Below are 24,949 nucleotides of genomic sequence, written 5' to 3'. Positions count from 1 at the left end.
GAGCCGGGCTTGCCCGCGATGGCGCTGGGTCAGGCAACTGATTTGTAAACTGATACACAGCATTCGCGGGCAAGCCCGCTCCCACAGGGACCTTCACTGAACGCTGACAAGTGCACAAAAACGAAAAAGCCCCCGCCAGCCAAAAGGCTGACGAGGGCTTTTCATTCAAGGCAGGACCTACATCTCCACCTGCGTCCCCAACTCGATCACCCGGTTCAGCGGCAGATTGAAGAATCGCAGATTGCCGTTGGCATTCTTCAACATGAACGCGAACAGCGCTTCACGCCAGCGGGCCATGCCTTCGAGTTTCGAAGCGATCACCGTTTCGCGGCTGAGGAAGTAGGTGGTGCGCATCGGGCTGAAGTCGAGGTCTTCCAGATGACACAGTTTCAATGCCTGCGGCACGTCCGGCTCGTCGGTGAAGCCGAAGTGCAGGATCACCCGGAAGAAGCCTTCGCCGTGGGCTTCGACTTCAAATCGCCGGGATGGCGGCACACGCGGGATGTCTTCGTAAACCACCGTCAGCAGCACAACCTGCTCGTGCAATACCTGGTTGTGCAGCAGGTTGTGCAACAGCGCATGCGGGACGGCGTCGGAACGGGCAGTGAGGAATACCGCGGTGCCCTGCACCCGGTGCGGCGGCTGGACGCGGATACTGCTGATGAAGATCGGCAGCGGCAGCGCGCCTTCGTCCAGGCGCTCGACCAGCAGTTGCTTGCCGCGTTTCCAGGTGGTCATGAGGATGAACAGGGCGATACCGGCGATCACCGGGAACGCACCACCCTGAACGATCTTCGGCACGTTGGCGGCGAAGTACAGACCGTCCACCAGCAGGAAGCCGATCAGCACGGGCACGGCCAGCACGGGCGGCCACTTCCACAGCAGCAACATGACCGCCGACACCAGAATCGTGGTCATCAGCATGGTGCCCGTCACGGCCACGCCGTAAGCCGCCGCCAGAGCACCGGACGACTCGAAACCGAGCACCAGCAACACGACGCCGACCATCAGCGTCCAGTTCACCGCGCCGATGTAAATCTGCCCCTGCTCATCGCTGGAGGTGTGCTGAATGTACATCCGCGGAATGTAACCGAGCTGGATGGCCTGACGGGTCAGGGAGAACGCGCCGGAAATCACCGCCTGCGAGGCGATCACCGTGGCCAGGGTCGACAGACCGACCAACGGGATCAGCGCCCAGCCCGGTGCCAGCAGATAGAACGGGTTGCGCGCTGCGTCCGGGTTGTCCAGCAACAACGCGCCCTGACCGAAATAGTTGAGCACCAATGCCGGCAGCACCAGGAGAAACCACGCCCGGGCAATCGGCTTGCGACCGAAATGGCCCATGTCGGCGTACAACGCTTCGGCACCGGTCAGCGCCAGCACCACGGCGCCCAGGATCGCCACGCCCATGCCGGCGTGCACCATGAAAAAGCGCACGGCCCAGACCGGGTTCAGCGCCTTGAGCACTTCAGGGGAGTGGCTGATGCCATACACGCCAAGGGCGCCGAGCACCAGAAACCAGATGACCATGATCGGCCCGAAGAGGATGCCGATCCGTGCCGTGCCGTGTTTCTGGACCAGAAACAGCCCGACCAGCACCACCAGCGACAGCGGTACGACCCAATGATCGATGCCTTCGAATGCCAGCCCCAGACCTTCGATTGCAGACAGCACGGACACCGCCGGAGTGATCATGCTGTCGCCGTAGAACAGCGCCGCACCGATCAGGCCGCAAACCACCAGCAACGACCGTAGCTTCCTGCGCTCCCCCGCCGCCCGTCGTGCCAGCGCGGTGAGCGCCATGATCCCGCCTTCACCCTGGTTGTCCGCCCGCAACACGAACATCATGTACTTGATCGACACGACCCAGATCAGCGACCAGAAAATCAGCGACAGGATGCCCAGCACTCCGTCGTGATTGACCGGCACGCCGTAACCGCCGGTGAATACTTCTTTGAGGGTGTACAACGGGCTCGTGCCGATGTCGCCGTAAACTACCCCGACTGCCGCGACCAGCATGCTCAGCGGTTTTGCAGCCGAATGCTCGGCGCCCGCCGCCTGACTACTTGCCTGACCCATCCAACACTCCTGATTCTCGAACTGGCTTCTTTGAACGAAGCACTATGCTTTGTGGTGCAGCATGCGCTGTTTTACCTGTTGTTACAGACGTTTTGTTGACTGTAAAAAATTGGTAAAGCCCAACGGCGCGAAGCATAGCGCAGCACTCGTCGTATTTCCCTGCATAAAGCTGGTCAAGTGCGTTGCTCATCGCTAGAATTGCGCACTTTTTGATCAGAGGCGCGTTTCAAGCGCCCGTCCGTCGACTTCCAAACAGGCGAGCGACGTCACAGACACCGAGGTTAGACATGTCCACCACTCCTGCGCCGGCCAATCCAAAGGTTGGCTTCGTATCTCTGGGTTGCCCGAAAGCACTGGTCGACTCCGAGCGCATCCTGACCCAGCTGCGCATGGAAGGCTATGACGTGGTGTCCACCTATCAGGACGCCGACGTGGTCGTGGTCAACACCTGCGGCTTCATCGACTCGGCCAAGGCCGAATCCCTGGAAGTCATCGGCGAAGCGATCAAGGAAAACGGCAAGGTCATCGTCACCGGCTGCATGGGCGTGGAAGAAGGCAATATCCGCGAAGTGCACCCGAGCGTGCTGGCCGTGACCGGTCCGCAGCAGTACGAACAAGTAGTCAGCGCCGTTCATGAAGTCGTGCCGCCGAAACAGGATCACAACCCGCTGATCGACCTGGTGCCACCACAAGGCATCAAATTGACCCCGCGCCACTACGCGTATCTGAAGATTTCCGAAGGCTGCAACCACAGCTGCAGCTTCTGCATCATCCCGTCGATGCGCGGCAAACTGGTCAGCCGCCCGGTCGGTGATGTACTCGACGAAGCCCAGCGTCTGGTCAAGTCCGGCGTCAAGGAACTGCTGGTGATCTCCCAGGACACCAGCGCCTACGGCGTGGACGTCAAGTACCGCACCGGTTTCTGGAACGGCGCGCCAGTGAAGACCCGCATGACCGAACTCTGCGAGGCGCTGAGCACCCTCGGCGTCTGGGTCCGTCTGCACTACGTTTACCCGTACCCGCACGTCGACGAACTGATTCCGTTGATGGCCGCCGGCAAGATCCTGCCGTACCTGGACATCCCGTTCCAGCACGCCAGCCCGAAAGTCCTGAAGGCGATGAAACGCCCCGCGTTCGAAGACAAGACCCTGGCACGGATCAAGAACTGGCGTGAAATCTGCCCGGACCTGATCATCCGTTCGACCTTCATCGTCGGCTTCCCCGGCGAAACCGAAGAAGACTTCCAGTACCTGCTGGACTGGCTGACCGAAGCCCAGCTCGACCGCGTCGGCTGCTTCCAGTACTCGCCGGTCGAAGGCGCGCCGGCCAATGATCTGAACCTCGAGGTCGTGCCGGACGACGTGAAGCAGGATCGCTGGGAACGCTTCATGGCGCACCAGCAGGAAATCAGCTCGGCGCGCCTGCAAATGCGCATCGGCCGTGAAATCGAAGTACTGGTGGACGAAGTCGACGAACAAGGCGCAGTCGGCCGCTGCTTCTTCGATGCCCCGGAAATCGACGGCAACGTGTTCATCGACAACGGCAGCAACCTCAAGCCGGGCGACAAGGTCTGGTGCAAGGTGACCGACGCCGACGAATACGACCTCTGGGCCGAACAGATCTAAACGCAAAAAATACGAAAAGCCCCGCCCTCTTCTACGAGATGCGGGGCTTTTTTACGGCTATCGTTTGTGGAGGGAAGGACTCCCTCATCCATGACAGAGAGGCTAACGGGCATGCGTCACCATCCGGTCATCCACACGCCGAAACTCAGCGATTACCAGGAACTGACCCGGGTCTGGGAGGCCTCGGTCCGCGCGACCCATGATTTTCTGCCCGACAGCTACATCGAGCTGCTGCGCAATCTGGTGCTGACCCGCTACCTCGATGCGGTGATGCTGATCTGCACGAAGGACAGTCACCAGCGCATCACCGGATTTGCCGGGGTGGCGGCGGGCAAGATCGAGATGCTGTTCATCGACCCTGAGCATCGCGGCCAGGGCCTCGGCAAAAAACTGCTGAGATACGCCATGGAGCATCTCAATGCTGACGAACTGGACGTCAACGAACAGAACCCGCAGGCCCTGGGGTTTTACTTCAAGCAGGGATTCGAGGTGATCGGCCGCTCGGAAGTCGACGGCATGGGGCAGCCCTATCCGTTATTGCATATGCGTTTGCGCCGGAACCAGCAGCGCTCGATTCATGCCTGATTGAAAATGGAACCGGGCCTAACCGGCGCCAGGCAGGTACAATGCCCACCCTTTTTTTGTTACGGCCCCGTCATGACTGATCCGATCCGCCTCTCCAAACGCCTCATCGAACTGGTCGGTTGCTCCCGCCGGGAGGCCGAACTGTTCATCGAGGGCGGCTGGGTCACCGTGGACGGCGAAGTCATCGACGAGCCGCAGTTCAAGGTCACTGACCAAAAGGTCGAACTCGACAAGGACGCCAAGGCCACCGCGCCGGAGCCGGTGACTCTCCTGCTCAACGTCCCGGCCGGCCAGGACATCGACGCTGCCATGCAGTCATTGTCCGCCGACAGTCTCAGCGAAGAGCACCGCTACGGTAAACGTCCGTTGCGCGGGCATTTTTTGCGCCTGACCGCCAGCGCCGACCTGCAACCCGGTTCGAGCGGCCTGCTGGTGTTCACCCAGGACTGGAAGGTGTTGCGCAAGCTCACCGCCGACGCGGCGAAAATCGAGCAGGAATACGTGGTGGAAGTCGAAGGCGAGATGACCGAACACGGCCTCAATCGCATGCAGCACGGCCTGCGCATCAAGGGCACCGAACTGCCGCCGGTCAAGGCCAGCTGGCAGAGCGAAAACCGCCTGCGCTTTGCCATGAAGAACCCGCAGCCGGGTCTGCTCACCCGATTGTGCGAAGCCGTCGGGCTGAAAGTGATCGGTATCCGCCGCATCCGCATCGGCGGGGTGTCCATTGGCAAGGTTCCCGTCGGCCAATGGCGCTACCTGACCGCGAAAGAGAAATTCTAAGGCCCGGGTTGCCACCCTACACTCCGGCATCGCGCCTGCGCGGTGCCCAAAGCGAAAGATCAGGATTACACACATGGTTCACAATGACGTATTGCGCAGCGTGCGCTACATGCTCGACATCAGCGACAAGAAGGTCGTGGAAGTCATCAAACTCGGCGGCATGGAGGTGACCCTCGCCGATGTGGTCACCTGGCTCGACAAAAAGGAAGAAGACGAAGAAGGTTTCGTGCGCTGCCCGGACGAAGTCCTCGCGCACTTCCTGGACGGCCTGGTCATCCTCAAGCGCGGCAAGGACGACAGCCGTCCGCCACTGCCCATCGAAGTGCCGGTGACCAACAACATCATTCTGAAGAAGCTGCGCGTGGCGTTCGAACTGAAAGAAGACGACATGCACGCGATCCTTACCTCCGCCGGTTTTCCGGTGTCCAAGCCTGAGCTGAGCGCACTGTTCCGCAAGGTCGGCCACACCAACTACCGTCCGTGCGGCGACCAGTTGCTGCGCAATTTCCTCAAAGGGCTCACGCTGCGTGTGAGAGCGTAAGGCAGTGTCCTACAGCGTCTCCCCCATCGGCTTTGTCCGCTCCTGTTTCAAGGAAAAGTTCGCCATCCCGCGCCAGCCACAACTGGCTCCCGCCGCCCGTGGCGTGCTGGAACTGGTGGCTCCGTTCGATCAGGGCGATGCGGTACAGGGGCTGGAGCAGGTGAGTCACGTCTGGCTGCTGTTTCTGTTCCATCAGGCGCTGGAAGACAAGCCGCGCCTCAAAGTCCGCCCTCCGCGCCTGGGTGGCAACAAGGCCATGGGGGTGTTCGCCACCCGTGCCACCCACAGGCCGAACGGCATCGGCCAGTCGGTGGTGAAGCTGGACAAGGTCGAGTCCGATCGTCTGTTCATTTCAGGCATCGACCTGCTGGACGGCACGCCGATTCTCGATATCAAACCCTACGTGCCTTACGCCGACATCATTGCTGGCGCTTCGAACAGTATCGCCAGTGCCGCGCCACACCTGATCGAGGTGCAATGGACGGACGCGGCGTTGCATCAGGCGCATGCCCACGCCCGGCGCCTCGGTGAACCTCTGGTCGAACTGATCGAGCAATGCCTGGCCCAGGATCCGCGTCCGGCGTATCAGACACCCGCGCCGGAGCGTGAATACGGCGCGCAGTTATGGGATCTGGACGTGCGCTGGCATTATCCGGTGCCGGATCGGATCCGCGTCCTGGAAGTCATTCCCGCCGCTGACTGAACCCCGAAAACGAAAAAGCCCGCGCTGCCTTCTCAGGCAACGCGGGCTTTCTTGTGTGGGAGCGAGCTTGCTCGCGAAGGCGGCGTGTCAGTCAACATAACTGCTGAATGTTCTACCTTTCGCGAGCAAGCTCGCTCCCACAGATTTGAATGTGCTTATTTCTCGACGAACGCACGCTCGATCAGGTAGTCACCCGGCTCGCGCATACGCGCCGAGATCTTCAGGCCGAAGCTGTCGAGCACTTCGCTGGTCTCGTCGAGCATGCTCGGGCTGCCGCAGATCATCGCGCGGTCGTCCTGCGGATTGATCGGTGGCAGGCCGATGTCGCTGAACAGCTTGCCGCTGCGCATCAGGTCGGTCAGACGTCCCTGATTCTCGAACGGCTCGCGGGTCACGGTCGGGTAGTAGATCAGCTTGTCACGCAACGCCTCGCCGAAGAACTCGTTCTGCGGCAGGTGCTCGGTGATGAATTCGCGGTAGGCGACTTCGTTGACGTAACGAACGCCGTGAACCAGGATCACTTTCTCGAAGCGCTCGTAGGTTTCAGGATCCTGAATCACGCTCATGAACGGCGCCAGACCGGTGCCGGTGCTCAGCAGGTACAGGTGCTTGCCCGGGTTCAGGTCGTCCAGAACCAGCGTACCGGTAGGCTTCTTCGAGATGATGATCTCGTCACCTTCCTTCAGGTGCTGCAGCTGGGAGGTCAGCGGGCCATCCGGCACCTTGATGCTGAAGAACTCGAGATGCTCTTCCCAGTTCGGGCTGGCGATCGAGTAAGCGCGCATAAGCGGGCGGCCGTTGGGCTGTTGCAGGCCGATCATCACGAACTGACCGTTCTCGAAGCGCAGGCCCGGATCGCGGGTGCACTTGAAGCTGAACAGAGTGTCGTTCCAGTGATGAACACTGAGGACACGCTCGTGGTTCATGTTGCTCATGTACGGGGGACTCCTGGAGATTGATCTGCGCTTGCCCGGCTGCTGTTGCAGGATGCCGACGGTGCGCAATTGCATCGCATTCTAATAGCACCCACAATATCTGTTAACTGGATTATCAAGATAACGGTTATCGGTTATATCGATATGCGATTTACTCTTCGTCAACTGCAAGTCTTCGTCGCCGTCGCCCAGCAGGAGAGCGTTTCCCGTGCTGCAGGTCTGCTGAACCTGTCGCAATCGGCCGCCAGTACTTCGATCACCGAACTGGAGCGTCAGTCCAGTTGCCAGTTGTTCGACCGAGCTGGCAAGCGCCTGAGTCTCAACGCCCTCGGCAAGCAATTGCTGCCACAAGCGGTGGCCATGCTCGATCAGGCCAAGGAAATCGAAGACCTGCTCAACGGCAAATCCGGTTTCGGCTCGCTGTCGGTTGGCGCGACGCTGACCATCGGCAATTACCTGGCCACCCTGCTGATCGGCGGCTTCATGCAGCGTCATCCGGAAAGCCAGGTGAAGCTGCACGTGCAGAACACTGCCAATATCGTGCAACAGGTCGCTCATTACGAAATTGATCTGGGTCTAATCGAAGGCGATTGCAGTCACCCGGACATCGAAGTGCAGAGCTGGGTCGAGGATGAACTGGTGGTGTTCTGCGCCCCGCAGCATCCCTTGGCCCAGCGCGGCAGCGCGACCATGGAAGAGTTGACCCACGAAGCCTGGATTCTGCGCGAGCAAGGCTCCGGCACCCGCCTGACCTTCGATCAGGCGATGCGTCACCATCGCAGCGCGCTGAACATTCGTCTGGAGCTGGAACACACCGAAGCGATCAAGCGCGCCGTGGAATCAGGTCTGGGGATTGGCTGCATTTCGCGTCTGGCGCTGCGCGACGCCTTCCGGCGCGGCAGTCTGGTGCCGGTGGAGACACCTGACCTGGATCTGGCGCGGCAGTTCTACTTCATCTGGCACAAGCAGAAGTACCAGACCTCCGCCATGCGCGAGTTTCTCGAGCTGTGCCGCGCCTTCACCGCCGGTGTCCGGCGCAGCGACGAGATCGTCCTGCCGGCGATCGCTTAAAGCAGAATCACCGCCCACACCAGGGCAATCATGCTCAGCGCCACGAATTGCGCGGCGCTGCCCATGTCCTTGGCGTTCTTGGACAACGGATGCAGTTCCAGGGAAATGCGGTCGATGGCCGCTTCCACAGCAGAGTTCAACAGTTCGACGATCAGTGCCAGCAGGCACACGGCAATCAGCAACGCCTGCTCGACACGGCTGACGTTCAGGAAAAACGTCAGCGGAATCAATACCACATTGAGCAGCACCAGTTGCCGGAATGCCGCTTCACCGGTGAAGGCTGCGCGCAGGCCGTCCAGCGAGTAACCGGAAGCGTTGAGGATGCGTTTCAGGCCCGTCTGGCCCTTGAAAGGTGACATAAAGTAAACAACCGACCAAAAAGGAGTGGGGAAGCTAGTTCAACGAAAGTCAAAAAAGCGTGAAGGCGCCAGCTTTTACTGGCCTGGAATTGACTCAAGTTGTTGCAGCAGTAAAGCCGCCTGGGTGCGAGTCCGCACGTTCAGCTTGCGAAAGATCGCCGTGACGTGGGCCTTGATGGTCGCTTCCGACACGTTCAACTCATACGCAATCTGCTTGTTGAGCAGGCCTTCACAGACCATGGTCAACACCCGGAACTGCTGCGGTGTGAGGCTTGCCAGGCCATCGCTGGCCGCCTTGGCCTCATCGGACACACTGACGGCCTCGAACGCCTGTGGCGGCCAGAACACATCGCCGTCCAGTACTTTGCGCACTGCTTCCTGAATCACACTCAGGTCGCTCGACTTGGGAATGAAACCGCTGGCACCGAACTCCCGCGACTTGACCATCACCGACGCTTCTTCCTGCGCCGAGACCATCACCACCGGTATCTGCGGATACTGCCCACGCAACATCACCAGTCCGGAAAACCCGAAAGCGCCGGGCATGTTCAGATCCAGCAGCACCAGATCCCAGTCGGCCTTCTCGGTCAGGCGGGTTTCCAGCTCGGCGATGCTCGCGACTTCCACCATTCGTACATCCGGACCGAGGCCCATCGTCACCGCTTGATGCAGTGCGCTACGAAAAAGAGGGTGATCGTCGGCAATCAGGATGTCGTATGTGGCCATTTTTCAAATGATCCTGTTTTTGATGGCAGACCCGAAGCATTCGGGGCTCGCCAAGGCAACTCAAGATGCCGGCGCTTGTGCGGCGGCATCCACAGGGGCACGTTCAACGCCAATCATGGACAAAAACGGCGTTTCAAACCTTGGCCGCACCCCAATCGGCGCCAAGGATGCCCAGCGAAGCCGGGGTGGTCAAGCAACATGGCCACTGCTTTAGCAGTATGGGCCAGGATCAGGCAGTCACCGCTGGCGGACTGGCTATAAAAGGCAGCAATTCTGCATGGGCCGGCGTCGATACATTCACCTCGCGCTGCTGCTTGGCGCCCAGATAATGCTGGCTGAACACATCGAAATAGGCGTCCAGCGCCGAGGCGGCATCGCTATCGCCCGCCAGTTCCAGGCATAGCGCCGCCACTTCGGCGGTGCACAAATGCTCACTGCGGGTCGAGCGACGCAGGCGGTATCGCGACAGTTTGTCGGGCAACAGACTGAGGATCGGCAGGCGATCGAAGTACGGGCTCTTGCGGAAGATCTTGCGTGCCTCGGTCCAGGTCGCGTCCAGCAGAATGAACAGCGGGCGCTTGCTGCTATCGAGATCCACGGTGTTGGTGACCCGCGAAGGCTCGACATATTCCCCGGGAAACACCAGATACGGCTGCCACTGAGGGTCGTTCAGCAGCGCCAGCAGTTGTTCGTCGGGTTCGGTCCGCGACCAGATGAAGGCGTGATTGTCCCGCACGATGTCGGCGATCAGCCAACCGGTGTTGCTCGGCTTGAACACTTCCTTGCCGGTCATGATCAGGCAGACACCGGAGCGGGTTTCAACGGTCGGGCGCCAGGCGCACAGGCAATGACTGATGATTACCCGGCAGTCGCGGCAACGCTCGGAGCGGAAACCACGGGCCTGAATCGGCTTGATGCCCTCGTCCTCGCGCTGATCGCGCAGGCGGGCCACGGCGTTGGGGGCATGGTTCATTGCGGGCGACGCCGACTGACAGGAAAATTCGACACGAACAACTCTCGGCAAGGCAATAAAAGGCCGGCAGTTTATCAGAGCAACGGGCACAAGCCTGTACCCTCCCGACCGGCTCCCCTATAATTCGCCGCCACTGAACGCACAGCCCCGGGGCTGGTCGAACCACCAGTCACTGAATCAGGAGAGTTTCATGCTGCGCCTTATCGTTCCTACCGCGGCCATCGCGCTGGCGTTGTCCTTCAGCGCACAGGCTGCGTCCCTGAAAGAGCAGAACCTGAACAAAGAGCTGCAAAACGTCGCCGCACAAAGCAGCGTCGGTACGCCGCGTGCGATCAACGAAGACATCCTCGATCAGGGTTACACCGTCGAAGGCACTACGCTGATCAATCACCTGAGCGTCCAGGCAAGCCATGCCGAAAAGATGCGTGCCGACCCCAAAGCCGTGTACTTCCAGCTCGGCGCTTCGGTCTGCAACAACCCGTCGTACCGCAAGCTGATGGCCAAAGGTGCCGTCATGCGTTATGACTTCAGCGAAGTGAAGACCAACCGGGCGATCGGTTCGGCCAGCTATCAGGAATCGGACTGCCCGAAAGCAACTCCGGTGAAGAAGAAGTAATCATCGCGAATTGGCGCGCCGCTGTTCATCTTCGGCGCGCAGTTCCGCCAGCAAGGCCTGCAGATAACGCGAGCGGCGCTCCCCTCCTGAAAGACGTCGGCAGCACTCCTCTTCGAGACTCACATGATTGGCCTCGGCCGATGCCTTCAACATTCGATACAGCTGCGTATCGATCTCCAGAATGACTCTGGCCATGTGTCCTGCCTCCCTGCCACCCGCAAATCCTTGAATCCCGCGCACCTCGCCTGCGCTCGCTGACGCAAAGTTGTCGTACGGCGCCTTTAACTTAGTAAATCAGAGCATTTTGCCCTCGGCGCGACATCGGACGAGCGGTGAAAGCACTTTGCAAATCGACAATAAGCAGTTGCCGCCCAAGACTTTGTGGCGCAACGCTGATGCAGCGAAAAATGCTTCATGGGTCTAGATTCAATGTATTCCCGTTGAACACTTCACGGCAGGAAAGGAGCTGCCGGGCGTTTGTTTTTTCTTGCAGCGCGGCACTGACGCCGCACGTCAGGGCCGAAGGTTCTGTGCAGAAGGAGAAGTTGCATGCCTTACCAACCGAATGACCTGCTCAGCCGTCATTTTCAGGAAAGCGGCCACGACCTCACCGGCAAGGTCGAAGAATTACTTAACCTGGTTTCCCCCGACAGTCCGAATACACCCATCTACCGCGACATGATCCTGACCGTGCTGCGCATGGCCCAGGAAGATCACAACCGCTGGAACGCCAAGATCACCCTGCAAGCATTGCGTGAGCTCGAACAGGCGTTTCGAACGCTCGAACAGTTCAAGGGCCGCCGCAAGGTCACGGTGTTCGGCTCGGCGCGCACCCCCGTCGAGCATCCTCTTTATGCAATGGCCCGCGAGCTGGGCACAGCCCTGGCGCGATCAGACATGATGGTGATTACCGGGGCCGGTGGCGGAATCATGGCTGCAGCCCATGAAGGGGCCGGACGTGACAACAGCCTGGGGTTCAACATTACTCTGCCCTTCGAACAGCATGCCAATCCCACCGTGGATGGCACCGGAAATCTGCTGCCGTTCCACTTTTTCTTCACGCGCAAACTGTTCTTCGTCAAGGAGGCCGATGCCCTGGTGCTGTGCCCCGGAGGTTTCGGCACGCTGGACGAAGCACTGGAAGTACTGACCCTGATCCAGACCGGCAAAAGCCCTCTGGTTCCGGTGGTTTTGCTGGATGTTCCAGGTGGCACATTCTGGCAAGGGGCGCTGGATTTCATCCGCCAGCAACTGGAGGACAACCGCTACATCCTGCCAACCGATCTGAAACTGATGCGACTGGTTCATAGCGTTGAAGAGGCGGTGGAGCAGATCAACCAGTTCTATGGCAACTTCCACTCCAGCCGCTGGCTCAAACGACAATTCGTGATTCGCATGAACCACAGGCTCAGCGACCAGGCACTCGATGACATGCAGGAAGCCTTCGCCGATCTGTGCCTGAGCGACCGTTTTCATCAACACGCCTATGCCGGAGAAGAACACGACGAAGCCCGTTTCAGTCATCTCACACGCCTGGCCTTCGCCTTCAACGCCAGGGACCACGGACGTCTGAGGGAACTGGTGGACTTTATCAATCTGCCGGAAAACTGGGCCCAATCCAGGCCAAAAACAGCGCAACCCTCCCGGGAACCGTCGAAGGTAATCTGAAGACAAAAAAAAGCGGCCCGCTATCGAAATAGCGGGCCGCTTTTTAATTTTTTGATTGAAGCTGGAACCGATCTAATCGTCCATCCCTCTGCCGCTGAACAAGCGGTTGATCATCTCCATCGAAAAACCCCGATAAGCAAGGAACCGGCCTTGTCTGGCTCGCTCCCTGGCATCGACGGGAAGCTGTCCGGAGAACTTCCTTTGCCACGTTTCCTTCAGCTGTTCCTGCCAGTTGATATCACTTTCGCGCAAGGCGAGTTCGATATCGGCCCTCTGCAGGCCACGCTGGCTCAGTTCCTCGCGGATTCGCATCGGGCCATAACCTGAGCGTGCGCGGTACGAAACAAAGCTTTCCAGATAGCGGGCTTCGGAAAGCAACCCCTCTTCCGTCAAGCGGTCGAGGGCTGCTTCGATCATTTCGGGTGGAGCGCCGCGCTGACGCAGTTTACGCGTCAGCTCGACTCGACCATGCTCGCGGCGTGCAAGCAGGTCCATTGCGGTTCGCCGCACCGCGACGGGGGTATCGAGTACGGCGGTTGTCATCGCTGCAATCAGAAATCAGCGTCAGCCAGGTCATCTTCGGTCTCTTTGACCGCCGAGGCCTTGGATTCAGCAATCACCGATGGCGACAGCAGCTTGTCACGCAGTTGTTTCTCGAGCTTCGCCGCAACTTCCGGGTTATCTGCCAGGAACTTGGCCGAGTTGGCCTTGCCCTGACCGATCTTGGTGCCTTCGTAGGCATACCAGGCACCGGACTTCTCGACGAAACCGTGCAACACACCCAGATCGATCATCTCACCGTTCAGGTAGATGCCCTTGCCGTAGAGAATCTGGAACTCCGCCTGACGGAACGGCGAAGCCACCTTGTTCTTCACGACCTTGACGCGGGTTTCGCTGCCGACCACTTCGTCGCCTTCCTTCACCGCGCCGGTACGGCGGATGTCGAGACGAACCGAAGCGTAGAATTTCAGCGCGTTACCACCGGTGGTGGTTTCCGGGCTGCCGAACATCACGCCGATCTTCATGCGGATCTGGTTGATGAAGATCACCAGGCAGTTGGCGTTCTTGATGTTACCGGTGATCTTACGCAGCGCCTGAGACATCAGACGGGCCTGCAGGCCCACATGCATGTCACCCATTTCACCTTCGATTTCCGCCTTCGGCACCAGAGCAGCCACGGAGTCGACGATGATCACGTCAACGGCGTTGGAGCGCACCAGCATGTCGGTGATTTCCAGGGCCTGTTCGCCGGTGTCCGGCTGGGACACCAGCAGGTCGTCGACGTTGACGCCCAGTTTGCCGGCGTACTCAGGGTCAAGGGCGTGTTCGGCGTCGACGAATGCACAGGTCGCGCCGGCCTTCTGGGCCTGGGCGATCACGGACAGCGTCAGTGTGGTTTTACCCGAAGATTCAGGGCCGTAGATCTCGATGATACGGCCTTTTGGCAGGCCGCCGATGCCGAGTGCAATGTCCAGACCCAGAGAGCCGGTGGAAATGGCCGGGATCGCCTGACGGTCCTGATCGCCCATACGCATTACGGCACCCTTGCCGAATTGACGTTCGATCTGACCCAGGGCCGCAGCCAAGGCTTTCTTCTTGTTGTCGTCCATTAAAGTCCTCACGTAATCAATAAGGCCTGACGGCCAACACCTGTATAAGTAGCCAGTATTATTCCACAGCGTTCGCGGATCGCCTACCCCTGATTTTCGATTTCTCGTGCCGCCAGTCGCAGCAGCCCCTCTAGCGCGGCTTTCACCGTTTGTCGGCGGACGTCGTCGCGGTTGCCGGGGAAGTGCTGAACCTCGCTGGAAACCGTATCGCCGACGCCCCAGGCCAGCCATACCGTGCCCACCGGTTTGCCCGGCGAGCCGCCGTCCGGCCCCGCCACGCCGCTGACCGCCACGGCGAATCGCGCCCTGCTTTTATCCTGGGCGCCCTGCACCATGGCCTCGACCACCTCGCGACTGACCGCGCCGACGGTGGAAAACAGATCCGCCGGCACGTTCAATTGCTGGGTTTTCTGTCGATTGGAATACGTCACATAGCCTGCTTCGAACCATGCCGAGCTTCCCGGGATCCGGGTGATCGCTTCGGCGATGCCGCCACCGGTGCAGGACTCCGCCGTGGTGACATGGGCATTGAGCAATTGCAGGCGTCGGCCAAGTTCGGCCGCCAGTTGAGTGATTTCTTTCACGGCGCGCTCCGGATCGGATGGAATGAGTACCACCGTACACGAGCCGGTTGCGCTTTCAATACACAAGCTTATTCAAAATGTGCGGGTGCCAGCGCTCTGATATAGGCCTGGCAGGCCTGCAAGGCAATCAATCCCCGGTCGCCTTCGCCGGTGATGGCGACAATTCGTTGAGCATGCGCCGGGTCAAGTCGGGCGCGTACGGCTGCATGATCCACGCCGCCGGTGCCGGAGGCGGCGGGCACACCGCAGCCTTTGGCAGCGTCGCCTGCGTCGATGAGGACTGACAGGCGCAGATCAGCAGTGGCAAGGCGATCGCGCAGGCGATCCTGATCACGTTGGGCATCGTTCAGTGCTCGATAATGGGCTTGTTCACTGGCCGCGAGCCGTTGCTCCAGGGCCAGACGCTTGTCCTGCTCGGCCTGTTGCGCCGAAGCAGCAGCCTGAGTCAGTTGGTTGAGGGCTTCGGCGTGCAGCCGCGCCTGCTCGGCCAGTTGGCGGCCGTAGCGCCAGTCCTGGAAGTGCCAGGCCAGCGCGGCAGCCCCCAGGACCAGCAACGCAACACCGGTTACACGCCAGGAGATGAACATAACACCGCCCTCGCCCGCGCCCAGATGTCCAGGCGATTCTGCAAGCCGTTCAACCCGCCGTTGATTCGACGGGTGATGGTGTTGAACTGATCGCGGTCCGCCAGCTCGTTCAAACCGTTCTGCTCCCAGAACCACGCGGCGGACTCCGCAGCCCATTGCGGTTGTTCGAGCAGTTCGGGCAACGACAACAGGCGCTCATCGCCGAACAGCCCCAGGCTGCACTGGCGATAGTTGGTGCGGCCGGTGATCTGGATCAGCCCGCGACCGCGATACTTCTGTCCGTCGCCATCGGCTTCCGGGGTGTTGCCCAGGCGCAGGGCCAGCGTCCCCGTGTCGTATTTGCTCAGGTACTGGTTGTCGCCCAGCTCGCGTACGTAACGCAGTTGCCCGGACTCATGGCCGACCTGGGCGAGAAACGCAGCGACGCGCTTGGGCGTATCGATGCGATGACGCGCCATGGCGTCGTTGAGCGGCGAAACAAAAACGCCCGCTTGGGAGCGGGCGTCGGGCATGATGTTGCTGAGGTTGTTTTCGGTGATTTGCATAATGCTTGATCCTCCCTGGATGCACCGCGATTGAAGCATGACTGGAGACCAGGGCCTGCCAGCCAATTCTTTCCGGAATTTTCCGCGCCAGCATCCTTGTGAAATACAGCAGACTCAAAGTGTCGAAGCCAACCAGCGCGGCACCACCGGACGATGCTCGCTGAACGGGAAAAACGAAGCCTGTGGCCAGTCCCTCAGCGCCCGCCGAAACGCTTGCAGTTCGGCATATTGCTCGGTGGTCAGCGTGGTGCCGCCGCCGTCCTCAAGTTCATCGCGATCGCGGGCCACCAGGCCATCGGTCGCGGCGAGTTGTGCCGTGCGCCAGTAGCGTTCGAAATCGGCTGCTTCTTCGGGACTCGGTGGCGGCGGATCCACCAGAATCGGAAAACCGTTGCCGTTATTGACGCCAATCACCTTTGGCGAGACAGCCAATTGCTGTAACAGAGAAATCCAGTAAGCCTGAGGAATTTCGATTACGTCCTCAGGAATGTCCGAGGTGTTGATACCGGGCACATAAACGGCCCGGGTACTTGCGCTGAACAACACATTGAACGGGTTCATTCAGTAGCCCTTTGCAAAATAATTGATACCCCAGTTTGCCGAGAGGGCCCCGGTATAACTGCGGACCTTCAAACGGCATCCGGTTCTGCTTTCCGATCCCGCGTACTGAACGACCATGGCTCCATCACCGCCCGAATGGATGGCGACAATCGATGAAAAGGCGGTCGGGAACGCGATAGGAAAGGTCACATAAACATCGCCATTGGAATCGGTTGTCCCTACTCCCCATTGATCGATGTTTCCGCTGGGAAAACGCTGGTAACCGACATTGCCATAGACGCCGGAATGGGCCGACGCATACCGGTCGCTGACCGAGCCACCGTACAGGCGCCACTGTCCGGTCAACTTGACCAGTTGCGCCGAGTCACCGATGCCGAGCTTGAGTGCACCGAAGGTGCCGTTGCAGGTTTCGATGGCTTCATTACCGGTAGGACTGATCGTCAGAACACCGTTCCCGGCGTTGAGGATATGCAGGGTCCCGGCATGAGGAATATTGGCAACAGAAGGCAGGGTCGCCGTGATCGGCGTGGCACTGGAAAAACTGGCCACGCCGCCCACGCTTGTCGCAGTCAGAGTCGTGCTCGTCGCATAGGAGGCGAAACCGGAAAACTGCAGACCGCTGCGACTCACGAATCCGGTGGTGGCCACCGACTGGCTGTTGTCGAACTGCGGCGCGGTCGTGAACAGCTTGTTGCTGCGCAACGCTGCCAATACCTGATCCGTACGGGCTTCGGACGGTGTGAGGCCGGCGGTCTGAATGACAGTCAGCAATTCCTGGGTGATGCCGTTGCCCCAACTGGCAGGAATCAACGATCCAGGTTTACCTGTGATCAGGTCTTCATCAACAAACCGGCCATTGACCAGGCCGGCGCTCGGGACGCTGTTTGGATAGTCCATTGCACTTCTCCTTGTCTGGAAGTCAGGTGTTCACCACTGTGCCGGGCACAACAGGCCAGGTGATTTCCTCTGGGAAACCAGTCTGTTTTTCGATTCGGTTCAGTTCCACGCTGTAAAGCTTCCATTCGAGCAATTGCAGTTGCTCTTCGTGGCTGGCGTCGCCGATGTCTTCGGCGTACTGCAGGGGCGCAATGCGCAGAACGGCGTCGCGCAGCAGCGTGTCGCGTTGATTGAGGGCCTTGGCGGTGAGATCCGACAGGTGTCTTTGCTCATTGAGCACCCACCCGTTGTCTTGCCAGACATGGAACTCGTCTGGGCAAGGTTCAGCGGTGAACTCATCCGTCAGCGCACCCAATTCGCTCCAGGTCTGCTGTGCACCGTTGTCCTTGCGATAGACGATGCCCCGCAGATCGATCAGTTCGCGAGGAACACCGTTGGCCATCGCCCACGTGCGCCCCTGCTCTGGCGCCGGTAACTCGTAAGTCAGTTGAACGGCATTGGCAGGTAATTGAACGCCGATGCCGGGCGTCACGAAAAACTCCACTGGCCCCACCAAAGCGCCAGCGTCATCGACCAGATAATTGAACATGGAAAAACCTCAGATGACTTTCATGCGGCCGGGATAGGCAACGTTGCGGGGACGGGACGAGAAGGAATACAGAAGCGTGTTGGCCGTATCCATCTGATAACTGGTGCCGGCGGGGTAGATCGGTCCACCGTTGGAAGGCGTGGAATAGGTTTTCGTTTCGTGCGTCTGCGCGCCGACTGCAGCCAGGCTGTCAGACCAACGCGAGCCGATGGCTCCTGCCCCCTGCGCGCCCATGGCGTACGAATGCACTGTGCCCGCCTGATTGCTGCCCATGATCCGGCCCGAGTCGACATTGCGACCTTCGTCCAGTACGCGCAGGAACTCGCCCCGCAACTCAGGGCCTCGGAACGTCAGGGCACCGTCACCCGGCGTCCAGTTGCCCTCGTTGCCCACGCGGGTGGCTTCGGTATTTAGCATTCCGGAGCGCTGCGCGTGATCCCACAGCCACGGCCATTCGGCACGATTCATCAGCGTGCCGTTCAGCGCGCCGTAACCTCCGGGGCTGAGCACAATGGTGGTTTCAAAAAACGGCCGTCCAAGGGGGGTGTTGTCGAAGCGACCGACGGGCCACCAACTGCCAGCGCCGTCGCTGCGCAAATGCCACCAGTCACCGCCGCCCATCAGTACCAGAAACGGATAACCGCTCGCAGACAAATGCGTGTGAAAACGGATCCGGTCGGTTCCGGATGCCTGCACTACCATTCGATTGCCGCTGTTGTCGACACGACGAACAATCACGTCGCGCACACCCAGTCCGACAGTGGCGTCGGGCAAGGTGATCGTCGTGGCACCGGGACTGCCATCGATCAACACCAGGCCGAGCTCCTGATCAGTCAGTGCCTTCGAAGCGGCAAGCCGTGTCACCACCGAGCGCATTGGGCTGGCGGCTCCGATGATCGATTGAATAGCTTTGAACAACTGGCCGGTATCTGCCTCGTTGGCCGTCATTCCAGCCCCCGTCACTACGTTGAGAATCTCTTGCGTAACGCTGTTGCCCCACACCGCCGGAATCAACGACCCGGGCGTTCCCGCCACCGGGTTTTCATCGACGAAGCGGCCGTCGACCAGGCCAACGCTGGGGACGCTTTTTGGATAATCCATGGGATGTTCGTTCCTCTGTCATGACAAATGAAACGCGGCGGCGCGAAGGCTTTCGCAGCGGCGCAAACGCTTCTGTTCCTGAAAACAAAAAGCCCACGGTGACGTGGGCTTGGGCGAGGCGTGATGGGATTACGGAGCCGGATTGGCCGTCAGCTCACGGATGGCCAGCAGTACCTCGTCCGTGGCGGCGCAGGCCTGATCCATCTGGTTCTTGCTCGCGTAGCCGCGGATCTGGGTCTTGGCTTTCAGACGCAAGGTTCGCAGGGTCAGGAGGCTGTCACTGAGCCGGGTCGCCTTATCCAGGATCTGATCGGCAGCTTGTCTGGCGCTTCGCCCTCTGGCGACCCATGCCGCGACGGACAGGGGCACGTCGTTTTTCGGGTAGCCCGCGTCCTGAAAGGACTGCGCATCGACGGCAGCCTGAGCGTATTCCATCGCCTTGAGCGGATCGCCGGCCAGAACGGCACGGGCATTGTCGGCAGCCGCATCGACACGCACGCACAGTTGCTCGCCTTCCTGCTGATCCAGCTGCCCGGCCCGCACAATGTCCAGTACCCAGGCTTTGCCGTCCCAGTCATGGGCGGCAGATGGCCGGGGCGGACGCAAGCCTTCTTCGAATTGATGCAGTTCCTGAATGATGTTCATCGGATCAACTCCCACGAAAAATTGACGTTGACCGCAGCAGAGAAATTGATCGCGATCCCGTTGGCGTAGTCGCCGGAGGTCATGCTTTTCAGGCCCATGCTGAACAGCAGTTCATCGCTGGACGCATTACTGGCACCCAACGTGTGTTCGGCCTGATAGACCTGCCAGAGAGAGCGCAGTTCGTTGTGATCGAAGCTGGCAGTCAACGTCGAGACGGTGGTGTCGTTGAGCACGTTGCTGGTGAAGATGCACGCCGTCGCACCGGCAGTGGCCCAACCGTCCCAATTGGCCGAAGTCCCTACAGTCGGATTCAGGAAGCAATAGTTGCCGCCCAGCCAGCCACCCGGGGCAAAGGACACGCCGGTAATGCCGGTCGGATGCGGTGTCGGGTTGCCCACCACCAGACGGGCCGCCCGGGCGTGGGGATCAACAGGCAAATAGACCACGCCATTGCCGTTGACCGTCTGGCTCCATGTCAGATGTTTGCGGTTATAGACCGGCCTGACGATCGGTACCGAACCGGGTCCTGCGGTCACGACCCAGGCCAGACATATATCCAGCGGCGTCGATTGAAAGCCGCCCCCCGCCGCACTGTTGACTGTGCCCTTCAATCCTTCAGGGGCCGGGTCATAGATCGTTCCGCGCTGCATGTAGAAAGTCAGCGTACCGCCAATGACCTGTGCCCTCAGGAAGTACCCGGTTGAAGGCAACAGATCCGCACTGCTCCAGGCTTGTGTGGTGAACGTGCGAGACCTGCCAAGCTGTCCCGCAACGACCTCCTGGCCAATGCTCAACAACACGCCCGCCGGGATCGACACACGCCCGCCGCTGGACAACACCGCCGTTGGAGTGATCGGCAAACGCCCGTCAGGCGTCGCGACGGTCGGCAACGGCAAAGAGCCGACAGGCAATGCCGAATCCAGACTCCAGCCCTTGGCCGAAACGCTCTGGATCGCTTGCAACAGTTGATCGTATTTCTTCTCGTCCGGGGTCAGATCCCCGGCCTTGATCACATTGAGAATTTCCTGCGTGACACTGTTCCCCCAATCCGCCGGAATCAGCGATCCCGGCGTTCCGGTCAGAGGGTTTTCATCGACAAATTTCCCATTCACCAGACCGGCGCTGGGGACAGTTTTTGGATAGTCCACTGTTCAATTCCTGTAAGTAGTTGATGTGACTCCAGCGATCGGCGGTTCACCTGCGCACGCATGAAAAACGCCCGCACAGGGCGGGCGTCGTTAAAGCGCTGCAAGCACGTCTTCACGGTGCCCGCTGGGACGTCCGGGCAAGCCACTTGGGAGGTTCGGGGCGCGACAGGTCATCCGCCGTCTCGACAGTGCCCGGCCAATTGCGCAGCGCCTGGCGCCAGGCCTGCAATTTCGAGAACTGCTTGCCACTCAGAGTCGGTTGCGCCCCGATGTCCAGTTCGTCGCGATGACGGGTTACCAGCCAGTCGGTGGCCGAGAGCTCTGCCGTGCGCCATTGACGCTGTGCGTCGGTTTTCAAATCCGGCAAAACATCGACCTGCGGCGGCGCACTGAAGCGCTCGTTGTCGAACAGCCAGCCTGTGGAAACCGGAAGGCCGACCGGCACCGGAACGCCGCAATCGACATCACCGGTCAACAAAGCCGTCACCACTCCATTTTCGATAATGGCCTTCATCCTCAAACCTCCCATCTGACACGAGCGTTAATCCGGCCTGAAGTGCTCAGGTTCTGTGACCACGCCGAAATGGCCACACGCGCCGTGTAACGATCAGTGAAGCCACCCTCGGGCATGATCTGCACACCATTGAAATTGACCCCGACTTCCTCGCTGATCACGCCGTAATCGGTTTTGACGTTGTCGTCAAAATCGCAGATCCCGGCCATGTAGGTCCGGGGTTTGCGCGCCCAGTTCAACGGGAGCGAGAAGCTGCCATTGGCACCGGACCAGACACCCACCGCCTCAAGCCGCGCCTTGTTCGCCAGCAACGTGAGTTTGGGTAAAGTCCCGGCCCCGGCTGTCACTACTCTGGCCACCAGCATGTCGATGCAGGTGGAGTCGAAACCGCCGCCACTGTTCCCGGTTCCCGCTTTCATCCCCGCCGGAATGACATCGGTATCAAGGCCTTTTTGCGTGTAGCAGACCAGTGCCCCGTTGCGCACCTGCATTCTTAGAAAATAGGTGCTGTTGATATCCAGGCCGGACGAGGTCCAGGCAGAGGTCAACAACGTGCGCGGACGCGCCGTCATGCCGGCGGCGACTTCTTCACCGAGGCAGACCAGTACGCCGCCCGGCACCGATACGGTACCGCCAGCCGATGCGCTCGCGGCACTGACCGAAATGCGCCCGTCAGCCGTGCCCACTGTTGGAAACGCCAAGGCTGCAAATGGCATCGCGTCCTGGGACAAAACGTTCTTCAGCGCCTTGAGCAACTGATCCGACTCACTTTCGGAGGGCACAATCCCCGCCGCACGGATCACGTTCAGCAGTTCTTCCGTTACGCCGTTACCCCACCTCGCGGGAATCAGCGAACCCGGTGTTCCGGTCAGCGGGTTTTCATCGGCAAAGCGCCCATCCACCAGTCCGGAGCTGGGCACACTTTTCGGGTAATCCATCCCTTCACTCCTTCCTAGTCATAGTTGATGTGCACCTTGGTATGCGCCGGCGCGCCCGATGAATCAGGCATTCAAGCGCCGAGCCCGGATTCACGCCGAAGCGCTCGCCCCAGTAACTCGCGCCGAAACGCCGGCCGAGCAGCAGCCGGCCGCCGGTGTTGAGCGTCCACATGAACTGCGCTTCCCAAGTGCCCCAATGCGCCGCGCCGAAGCGCGAGCGGCCCATGCGCGGGGCTTCGAGTTCGGTGATGGTGGCGTTGGGGTAACCCTGGCTTCTGGCGATTTCCAGGTAATAGCCGACGGCCTGGCTGCCGACCGCCAGCAAGCGGCGGCGCACGGCGAGACGACGGTCATCGAACAGCGGTGTGGCGCCCAGGCACGGGTCGGGCAGGTTCATCACCTGTTCCCAGTCCGGCACCAGTTCGCTGACGCCGGCCGGGTCCATCTCGTTGAGCAGGTCGGCGGCGCGGGCGTCGAGACGCGCCAGTTCGACGGCCACGCCTTGCAGCACTTCATCGAGTTCCGGGACCCGCTCCGGGTCCCAGGCCGGGCCGCTGGGCAGCAGTGCGCGAAGCTGCGCCTGATATTGCGCGGCGGATCTTATGCCCCCCATACGCAACCTCCGAAGGTGAGCAGTTCGCTTTGAGCGGCAGGCACATCAGCGGCCGGCGCGGTCAAGGTGTGATCGTACTCACCGCCAGCGCTGCTGATGGCTTCACGGATATGGCTGATCAGCAACGGCACGCCGAGATCGGCTTCACGGTTGTGCAGGTCGCGCAGTTGCGCTTCAACGGCGGCGCGCACGGCGGTGGTGTCCGGGTTGACGCTCTTGAAGCGGTACACCACCGGCACTTGAATCGGTCGCTGCACATGCACTTGCGCTGTCACCGGTCGCAGCGGTTCGATGTAGTCTTGGACTTGCGCCAGTTGCTCGTCGTTGGGCACCGGTTGCGGATCTTCATCACGCATGATGAATACCGTCACCGTGCCCGGCCCGAGCAGGCCTCCCCGGCACCAGGCCCGCGTTACGCCCGGCACTTCCAGCGCCCAGGTTTCATAGTCGCTGGCCGAACCGCCGTGGGGGATCACGCGATAGGAGCGGATCACCCGCGAACGCAGCGATTCCAGGCTTTCCCGCGCCACACCGCCGCTGAGACCCGGCGCAAGCACGACAAAACTGTTGCCGACCACGCCGCTCACGGGCTGCACCGGAGTCAGCGCCAGCCCGGCATCGGCATTGCCGAGACTGCCCGCCTCCAGCGCCGCGATGGTGGTGGTGTTGCTGCCGTTGACCGTGGTGCGTGCGGCGGTGACTTTGTAGGTGCGCCCATCGCTCGATTGCAGCAGCGTATCGACGTCCAGCACCGCGCCTGCGGTGGCGGTAAAACTGACGCTGCCGGTGGCGACCTGCGCCGGTTTGCGCGGCTGGTTCAGGCGCAGCGCGGCGATGCGTTCCAGGGTCGATTCGTCGGCGGTGTCGGGCAGGATCTGCTCGGCAATCCAGTCAAGGTAGCCATACAGACCGTAAGCGGCACCACCGACAGTGCGGGCCAGGACTTGCGCATCGGACTGGCGCAGCGAATCGCCGGCCAGGTCGCTTTGGGTGCGCTTGATCAGCACCGGCAGCGAAGGGGTTTCAAACGGCATAGATCACCTGCCAACTGTTATCGGGGTTGATGTCCAGGCGTTCGCCGTCGGCCAGGGTCAGGACCGTGCGCAGGTTCAGGCGCTGGGCGTCGAGGCGTTCGCTGATGATGTCGATGGCGCTGCAATGGCCGTCGTCGATCAGCCATTGCAGGGCTTCGCGGGCATAGAACTCGGCGTCCATCCGGGTCTGCCGGGTCAGCTTGACCCGACGCAGCAGCCACAGCCGCGAGCCGATACGGTCGTCGGCCACGGTGGGAAAGGTGTCGCCCCACCAGCCGTAACGCTCCTCGTCATCGAGGGCATCGTCGTCGGCGGCGCGGCGCCAGGTGAACAGGCTGATCAGCACTGCACGGGTCAGCGCGGCATGGAGGTTCTGACTGATGAACATCACTGACCTCCCGCCGGCACGCCGGTCTGGCCGCTGCCGCCCTGCACGCCGCCATGCACGTGGTTGATCTGGCTGATGCCGCCGGCCAACTGGTCGCCCTGGGAAACGATCTTGCCGGTCTGGTTGATCACCGGCGTCTCGACGTTCACGGCGGTGCTGGCGCGGATGTTGAGCGTGGCGGTTTCGATGTCGATGATCCGCCCGCGCTTGAAGTGGATCTTGTCACCCTCGTCGGTGTAGATCGCCACTTCGCCGGCCGCCAGCGATTGCAGGCGATAACGGCGGTCAGCGACCACCAGGGCGATGGCATGAGAACGGTCACCGCCGAGAAAGGTGACGACACCCTCGGCGCCGGCCAGCGGATGGCTGGTGAAGCCGTAGGGCTCGAAGTGCTCCATGTCGTCGTTCACTTCACCGGCGGTGAGGCGCATTTGCAGCGATTGCAGCTTGGAGGCCGAACTGGCGAGCACGACAGTGCCGCGCGCCAGCAGGCGTGTCAGTAGGCTCATAGGGTTTTCCTTGGAGGACGGT

Annotated in this window: 30 protein-coding genes and 1 pseudogene; 8 read left to right on the top strand and 23 right to left on the bottom strand. The window is 60.7% G+C overall.

What is annotated here, in order from left to right; all coding sequences use genetic code 11:
* Positions 1-177: 177 nt before the first annotated feature.
* Positions 178-2,019 (bottom strand): potassium transporter Kup, encoded by a 1,842-nt coding sequence (locus BBF94_RS12110; protein ID WP_404820938.1) that lies wholly within the window; start codon positions 2,017-2,019, stop codon positions 178-180.
* A gap of 347 nt (positions 2,020-2,366) precedes the next feature.
* Here BBF94_RS12110 and rimO point away from each other — a divergent pair, with 347 nt between their 5' ends.
* The 5 genes from rimO (at position 2,367) to tsaA (ending at position 6,316) form a co-directional block, all read left to right on the top strand.
* A complete protein-coding gene (rimO, locus tag BBF94_RS12105) occupies positions 2,367-3,704 on the top strand; it encodes a 30S ribosomal protein S12 methylthiotransferase RimO (RefSeq protein ID WP_065259259.1) in 1,338 nt (445 codons plus the stop codon).
* A 111-nt stretch (positions 3,705-3,815) separates the two neighbouring features.
* Entirely contained in the window at positions 3,816-4,289 is a 474-nt protein-coding gene (locus tag BBF94_RS12100; RefSeq protein ID WP_065259258.1) for a GNAT family N-acetyltransferase, read from the top strand.
* A gap of 72 nt (positions 4,290-4,361) precedes the next feature.
* Positions 4,362-5,072, top strand: coding sequence for an rRNA pseudouridine synthase (locus tag BBF94_RS12095; protein WP_065259257.1), 711 nt, complete (start codon positions 4,362-4,364; stop codon positions 5,070-5,072).
* A gap of 73 nt (positions 5,073-5,145) precedes the next feature.
* Positions 5,146-5,613 (top strand): YehS family protein, encoded by a 468-nt coding sequence (locus BBF94_RS12090; RefSeq protein ID WP_065259256.1) that lies wholly within the window; start codon positions 5,146-5,148, stop codon positions 5,611-5,613.
* Between the two features lie 4 nt (positions 5,614-5,617).
* A complete protein-coding gene (gene tsaA / locus BBF94_RS12085) occupies positions 5,618-6,316 on the top strand; it encodes a tRNA (N6-threonylcarbamoyladenosine(37)-N6)-methyltransferase TrmO (protein ID WP_065259255.1) in 699 nt (232 codons plus the stop codon).
* Positions 6,317-6,471: 155 nt separating this feature from the next.
* On the opposite strand, the gene fpr is transcribed toward tsaA, so the two are convergent.
* The gene (gene fpr / locus BBF94_RS12080) at positions 6,472-7,251 is read right to left on the bottom strand and encodes a ferredoxin-NADP reductase (protein ID WP_003222277.1); all 780 of its coding nucleotides are present in this window, start codon (positions 7,249-7,251) and stop codon (positions 6,472-6,474) included.
* Positions 7,252-7,395: 144 nt separating this feature from the next.
* Between fpr and BBF94_RS12075 the strand changes: the two genes are divergently transcribed.
* Positions 7,396-8,322, top strand: coding sequence for a LysR family transcriptional regulator (locus tag BBF94_RS12075; RefSeq protein WP_065259254.1), 927 nt, complete (start codon positions 7,396-7,398; stop codon positions 8,320-8,322).
* Here the strand turns inward: BBF94_RS12075 and BBF94_RS12070 are convergent.
* The 3 genes from BBF94_RS12070 to BBF94_RS12060 form a co-directional block, all read right to left on the bottom strand.
* Positions 8,319-8,681 carry a diacylglycerol kinase gene (locus BBF94_RS12070; protein WP_003222276.1) on the bottom strand — a complete coding sequence of 121 codons (363 nt, stop codon included), beginning with the start codon at positions 8,679-8,681 and terminating at the stop codon, positions 8,319-8,321. The two genes, BBF94_RS12075 and BBF94_RS12070, sit on opposite strands and share 4 nt — an antisense overlap.
* Positions 8,682-8,756: 75 nt before the next feature.
* Positions 8,757-9,407, bottom strand: a complete 651-nt coding sequence (erdR, locus tag BBF94_RS12065) for a response regulator transcription factor ErdR (RefSeq protein ID WP_065259253.1) — start codon at positions 9,405-9,407, stop codon at positions 8,757-8,759.
* A 229-nt stretch (positions 9,408-9,636) separates the two neighbouring features.
* Complete coding sequence (locus BBF94_RS12060; RefSeq protein WP_065259252.1) at positions 9,637-10,380, bottom strand: tRNA-uridine aminocarboxypropyltransferase; 744 nt, start codon at positions 10,378-10,380, stop codon at positions 9,637-9,639.
* Positions 10,381-10,570: 190 nt separating this feature from the next.
* Here BBF94_RS12060 and BBF94_RS12055 point away from each other — a divergent pair, with 190 nt between their 5' ends.
* Entirely contained in the window at positions 10,571-10,996 is a 426-nt protein-coding gene (locus BBF94_RS12055) for a PA3611 family quorum-sensing-regulated virulence factor (protein WP_065259251.1), read from the top strand.
* On the opposite strand, the gene BBF94_RS12050 is transcribed toward BBF94_RS12055, so the two are convergent.
* Positions 10,997-11,191: a hypothetical protein gene (locus BBF94_RS12050; protein ID WP_065259250.1), complete on the bottom strand. Its 195-nt coding sequence runs from the start codon at positions 11,189-11,191 to the stop codon at positions 10,997-10,999.
* Between the two features lie 354 nt (positions 11,192-11,545).
* Between BBF94_RS12050 and BBF94_RS12045 the strand changes: the two genes are divergently transcribed.
* A complete protein-coding gene (locus tag BBF94_RS12045; protein ID WP_065259249.1) occupies positions 11,546-12,664 on the top strand; it encodes an LOG family protein in 1,119 nt (372 codons plus the stop codon).
* Positions 12,665-12,736: 72 nt separating this feature from the next.
* Here the strand turns inward: BBF94_RS12045 and recX are convergent, their stop codons facing one another.
* The 17 genes and pseudogenes from recX to BBF94_RS11960 form a co-directional block, all read right to left on the bottom strand.
* Positions 12,737-13,207 carry a recombination regulator RecX gene (recX, locus tag BBF94_RS12040; RefSeq protein ID WP_065259248.1) on the bottom strand — a complete coding sequence of 157 codons (471 nt, stop codon included), beginning with the start codon at positions 13,205-13,207 and terminating at the stop codon, positions 12,737-12,739.
* Positions 13,208-13,215: 8 nt separating this feature from the next.
* Complete coding sequence (gene recA / locus BBF94_RS12035; protein WP_065259247.1) at positions 13,216-14,274, bottom strand: recombinase RecA; 1,059 nt, start codon at positions 14,272-14,274, stop codon at positions 13,216-13,218.
* Positions 14,275-14,357: 83 nt separating this feature from the next.
* On the bottom strand, positions 14,358-14,858 hold the full coding sequence (locus tag BBF94_RS12030; protein ID WP_065259246.1) for a CinA family protein: 501 nt from the start codon (positions 14,856-14,858) through the stop codon (positions 14,358-14,360).
* Positions 14,859-14,926: 68 nt separating this feature from the next.
* Complete coding sequence (locus BBF94_RS12025) at positions 14,927-15,445, bottom strand: lysis system i-spanin subunit Rz (protein WP_065259245.1); 519 nt, start codon at positions 15,443-15,445, stop codon at positions 14,927-14,929.
* Positions 15,424-15,990 carry a glycoside hydrolase family 19 protein gene (locus BBF94_RS12020; protein WP_065259244.1) on the bottom strand — a complete coding sequence of 189 codons (567 nt, stop codon included), beginning with the start codon at positions 15,988-15,990 and terminating at the stop codon, positions 15,424-15,426. Before BBF94_RS12020 ends, BBF94_RS12025 begins: the two co-directional genes overlap by 22 nt.
* Before the next feature lie 114 nt (positions 15,991-16,104).
* Complete coding sequence (locus BBF94_RS12015; protein WP_065259243.1) at positions 16,105-16,551, bottom strand: tail fiber assembly protein; 447 nt, start codon at positions 16,549-16,551, stop codon at positions 16,105-16,107.
* Complete coding sequence (locus BBF94_RS12010; protein ID WP_065259242.1) at positions 16,552-17,448, bottom strand: gp53-like domain-containing protein; 897 nt, start codon at positions 17,446-17,448, stop codon at positions 16,552-16,554. It lies immediately after the preceding gene.
* Between the two features lie 22 nt (positions 17,449-17,470).
* Entirely contained in the window at positions 17,471-18,037 is a 567-nt protein-coding gene (locus BBF94_RS12005; RefSeq protein ID WP_065259241.1) for a tail fiber assembly protein, read from the bottom strand.
* A 9-nt stretch (positions 18,038-18,046) separates the two neighbouring features.
* Positions 18,047-19,138, bottom strand: a complete 1,092-nt coding sequence (locus BBF94_RS12000) for a phage tail protein (protein ID WP_065259240.1) — start codon at positions 19,136-19,138, stop codon at positions 18,047-18,049.
* Positions 19,139-19,267: 129 nt separating this feature from the next.
* Positions 19,268-19,783 carry a phage tail protein gene (locus BBF94_RS11995; RefSeq protein ID WP_065259239.1) on the bottom strand — a complete coding sequence of 172 codons (516 nt, stop codon included), beginning with the start codon at positions 19,781-19,783 and terminating at the stop codon, positions 19,268-19,270.
* Entirely contained in the window at positions 19,780-20,931 is a 1,152-nt protein-coding gene (locus tag BBF94_RS11990) for a phage tail protein (RefSeq protein ID WP_065259238.1), read from the bottom strand. Before BBF94_RS11990 ends, BBF94_RS11995 begins: the two co-directional genes overlap by 4 nt.
* A 112-nt stretch (positions 20,932-21,043) precedes the next feature.
* Positions 21,044-21,445, bottom strand: a complete 402-nt coding sequence (locus BBF94_RS11985) for a hypothetical protein (RefSeq protein ID WP_065259237.1) — start codon at positions 21,443-21,445, stop codon at positions 21,044-21,046.
* A 2-nt stretch (positions 21,446-21,447) separates the two neighbouring features.
* Complete coding sequence (locus BBF94_RS28155) at positions 21,448-22,383, bottom strand: hypothetical protein (RefSeq protein ID WP_065259236.1); 936 nt, start codon at positions 22,381-22,383, stop codon at positions 21,448-21,450.
* Between the two features lie 14 nt (positions 22,384-22,397).
* A pseudogene (locus BBF94_RS11975) lies at positions 22,398-22,996 on the bottom strand (YmfQ family protein).
* Entirely contained in the window at positions 22,984-24,030 is a 1,047-nt protein-coding gene (locus tag BBF94_RS11970) for a baseplate J/gp47 family protein (protein ID WP_065259235.1), read from the bottom strand. Before BBF94_RS11970 ends, BBF94_RS11975 begins: the two are co-directional and overlap by 13 nt.
* Positions 24,020-24,418 (bottom strand): phage GP46 family protein, encoded by a 399-nt coding sequence (locus BBF94_RS11965; RefSeq protein ID WP_065259234.1) that lies wholly within the window; start codon positions 24,416-24,418, stop codon positions 24,020-24,022. Before BBF94_RS11965 ends, BBF94_RS11970 begins: the two co-directional genes overlap by 11 nt.
* Positions 24,418-24,927: a phage baseplate assembly protein V gene (locus BBF94_RS11960; protein ID WP_065259233.1), complete on the bottom strand. Its 510-nt coding sequence runs from the start codon at positions 24,925-24,927 to the stop codon at positions 24,418-24,420. The genes BBF94_RS11965 and BBF94_RS11960 overlap by 1 nt, the downstream gene beginning before the upstream one ends.
* Positions 24,928-24,949 lie beyond the last annotated feature (22 nt).

This window comes from Pseudomonas bananamidigenes (assembly GCF_001679645.1).
Taxonomy (GTDB): domain Bacteria; phylum Pseudomonadota; class Gammaproteobacteria; order Pseudomonadales; family Pseudomonadaceae; genus Aquipseudomonas; species Aquipseudomonas bananamidigenes.
This window is presented reverse-complemented; position numbering and strand designations above follow the sequence as displayed.

Bases quoted from the DNA above. Each gene is read 5' to 3' on its own strand.
- BBF94_RS12110 (WP_404820938.1), bottom strand. From the start codon at position 2,019: ATGCTGGTCGCGGCAGTCGGGGTAGTTTACGGCGACATCGGCACGAGC.
- rimO (WP_065259259.1), top strand. From the start codon at position 2,367: ATGTCCACCACTCCTGCGCCGGCCAATCCAAAGGTTGGCTTCGTATCT.
- BBF94_RS12100 (WP_065259258.1), top strand. From the start codon at position 3,816: ATGCGTCACCATCCGGTCATCCACACGCCGAAACTCAGCGATTACCAG.
- BBF94_RS12095 (WP_065259257.1), top strand. From the start codon at position 4,362: ATGACTGATCCGATCCGCCTCTCCAAACGCCTCATCGAACTGGTCGGT.
- BBF94_RS12090 (WP_065259256.1), top strand. From the start codon at position 5,146: ATGGTTCACAATGACGTATTGCGCAGCGTGCGCTACATGCTCGACATC.
- fpr (WP_003222277.1), bottom strand. From the start codon at position 7,251: ATGAGCAACATGAACCACGAGCGTGTCCTCAGTGTTCATCACTGGAAC.
- BBF94_RS12075 (WP_065259254.1), top strand. From the start codon at position 7,396: ATGCGATTTACTCTTCGTCAACTGCAAGTCTTCGTCGCCGTCGCCCAG.
- BBF94_RS12070 (WP_003222276.1), bottom strand. From the start codon at position 8,681: ATGTCACCTTTCAAGGGCCAGACGGGCCTGAAACGCATCCTCAACGCT.
- erdR (WP_065259253.1), bottom strand. From the start codon at position 9,407: ATGGCCACATACGACATCCTGATTGCCGACGATCACCCTCTTTTTCGT.
- BBF94_RS12060 (WP_065259252.1), bottom strand. From the start codon at position 10,380: ATGAACCATGCCCCCAACGCCGTGGCCCGCCTGCGCGATCAGCGCGAG.
- BBF94_RS12055 (WP_065259251.1), top strand. From the start codon at position 10,571: ATGCTGCGCCTTATCGTTCCTACCGCGGCCATCGCGCTGGCGTTGTCC.
- BBF94_RS12050 (WP_065259250.1), bottom strand. From the start codon at position 11,191: ATGGCCAGAGTCATTCTGGAGATCGATACGCAGCTGTATCGAATGTTG.
- BBF94_RS12045 (WP_065259249.1), top strand. From the start codon at position 11,546: ATGCCTTACCAACCGAATGACCTGCTCAGCCGTCATTTTCAGGAAAGC.
- recX (WP_065259248.1), bottom strand. From the start codon at position 13,207: ATGACAACCGCCGTACTCGATACCCCCGTCGCGGTGCGGCGAACCGCA.
- recA (WP_065259247.1), bottom strand. From the start codon at position 14,274: ATGGACGACAACAAGAAGAAAGCCTTGGCTGCGGCCCTGGGTCAGATC.
- BBF94_RS12025 (WP_065259245.1), bottom strand. From the start codon at position 15,445: ATGTTCATCTCCTGGCGTGTAACCGGTGTTGCGTTGCTGGTCCTGGGG.
- BBF94_RS12020 (WP_065259244.1), bottom strand. From the start codon at position 15,990: ATGCAAATCACCGAAAACAACCTCAGCAACATCATGCCCGACGCCCGC.
- BBF94_RS12015 (WP_065259243.1), bottom strand. From the start codon at position 16,551: ATGAACCCGTTCAATGTGTTGTTCAGCGCAAGTACCCGGGCCGTTTAT.
- BBF94_RS12010 (WP_065259242.1), bottom strand. From the start codon at position 17,448: ATGGACTATCCAAACAGCGTCCCGAGCGCCGGCCTGGTCAATGGCCGG.
- BBF94_RS12005 (WP_065259241.1), bottom strand. From the start codon at position 18,037: ATGTTCAATTATCTGGTCGATGACGCTGGCGCTTTGGTGGGGCCAGTG.
- BBF94_RS12000 (WP_065259240.1), bottom strand. From the start codon at position 19,138: ATGGATTATCCAAAAAGCGTCCCCAGCGTTGGCCTGGTCGACGGCCGC.
- BBF94_RS11995 (WP_065259239.1), bottom strand. From the start codon at position 19,783: ATGAACATCATTCAGGAACTGCATCAATTCGAAGAAGGCTTGCGTCCG.
- BBF94_RS11985 (WP_065259237.1), bottom strand. From the start codon at position 21,445: ATGAAGGCCATTATCGAAAATGGAGTGGTGACGGCTTTGTTGACCGGT.
- BBF94_RS28155 (WP_065259236.1), bottom strand. From the start codon at position 22,383: ATGGATTACCCGAAAAGTGTGCCCAGCTCCGGACTGGTGGATGGGCGC.
- BBF94_RS11970 (WP_065259235.1), bottom strand. From the start codon at position 24,030: ATGCCGTTTGAAACCCCTTCGCTGCCGGTGCTGATCAAGCGCACCCAA.
- BBF94_RS11965 (WP_065259234.1), bottom strand. From the start codon at position 24,418: ATGTTCATCAGTCAGAACCTCCATGCCGCGCTGACCCGTGCAGTGCTG.
- BBF94_RS11960 (WP_065259233.1), bottom strand. From the start codon at position 24,927: ATGAGCCTACTGACACGCCTGCTGGCGCGCGGCACTGTCGTGCTCGCC.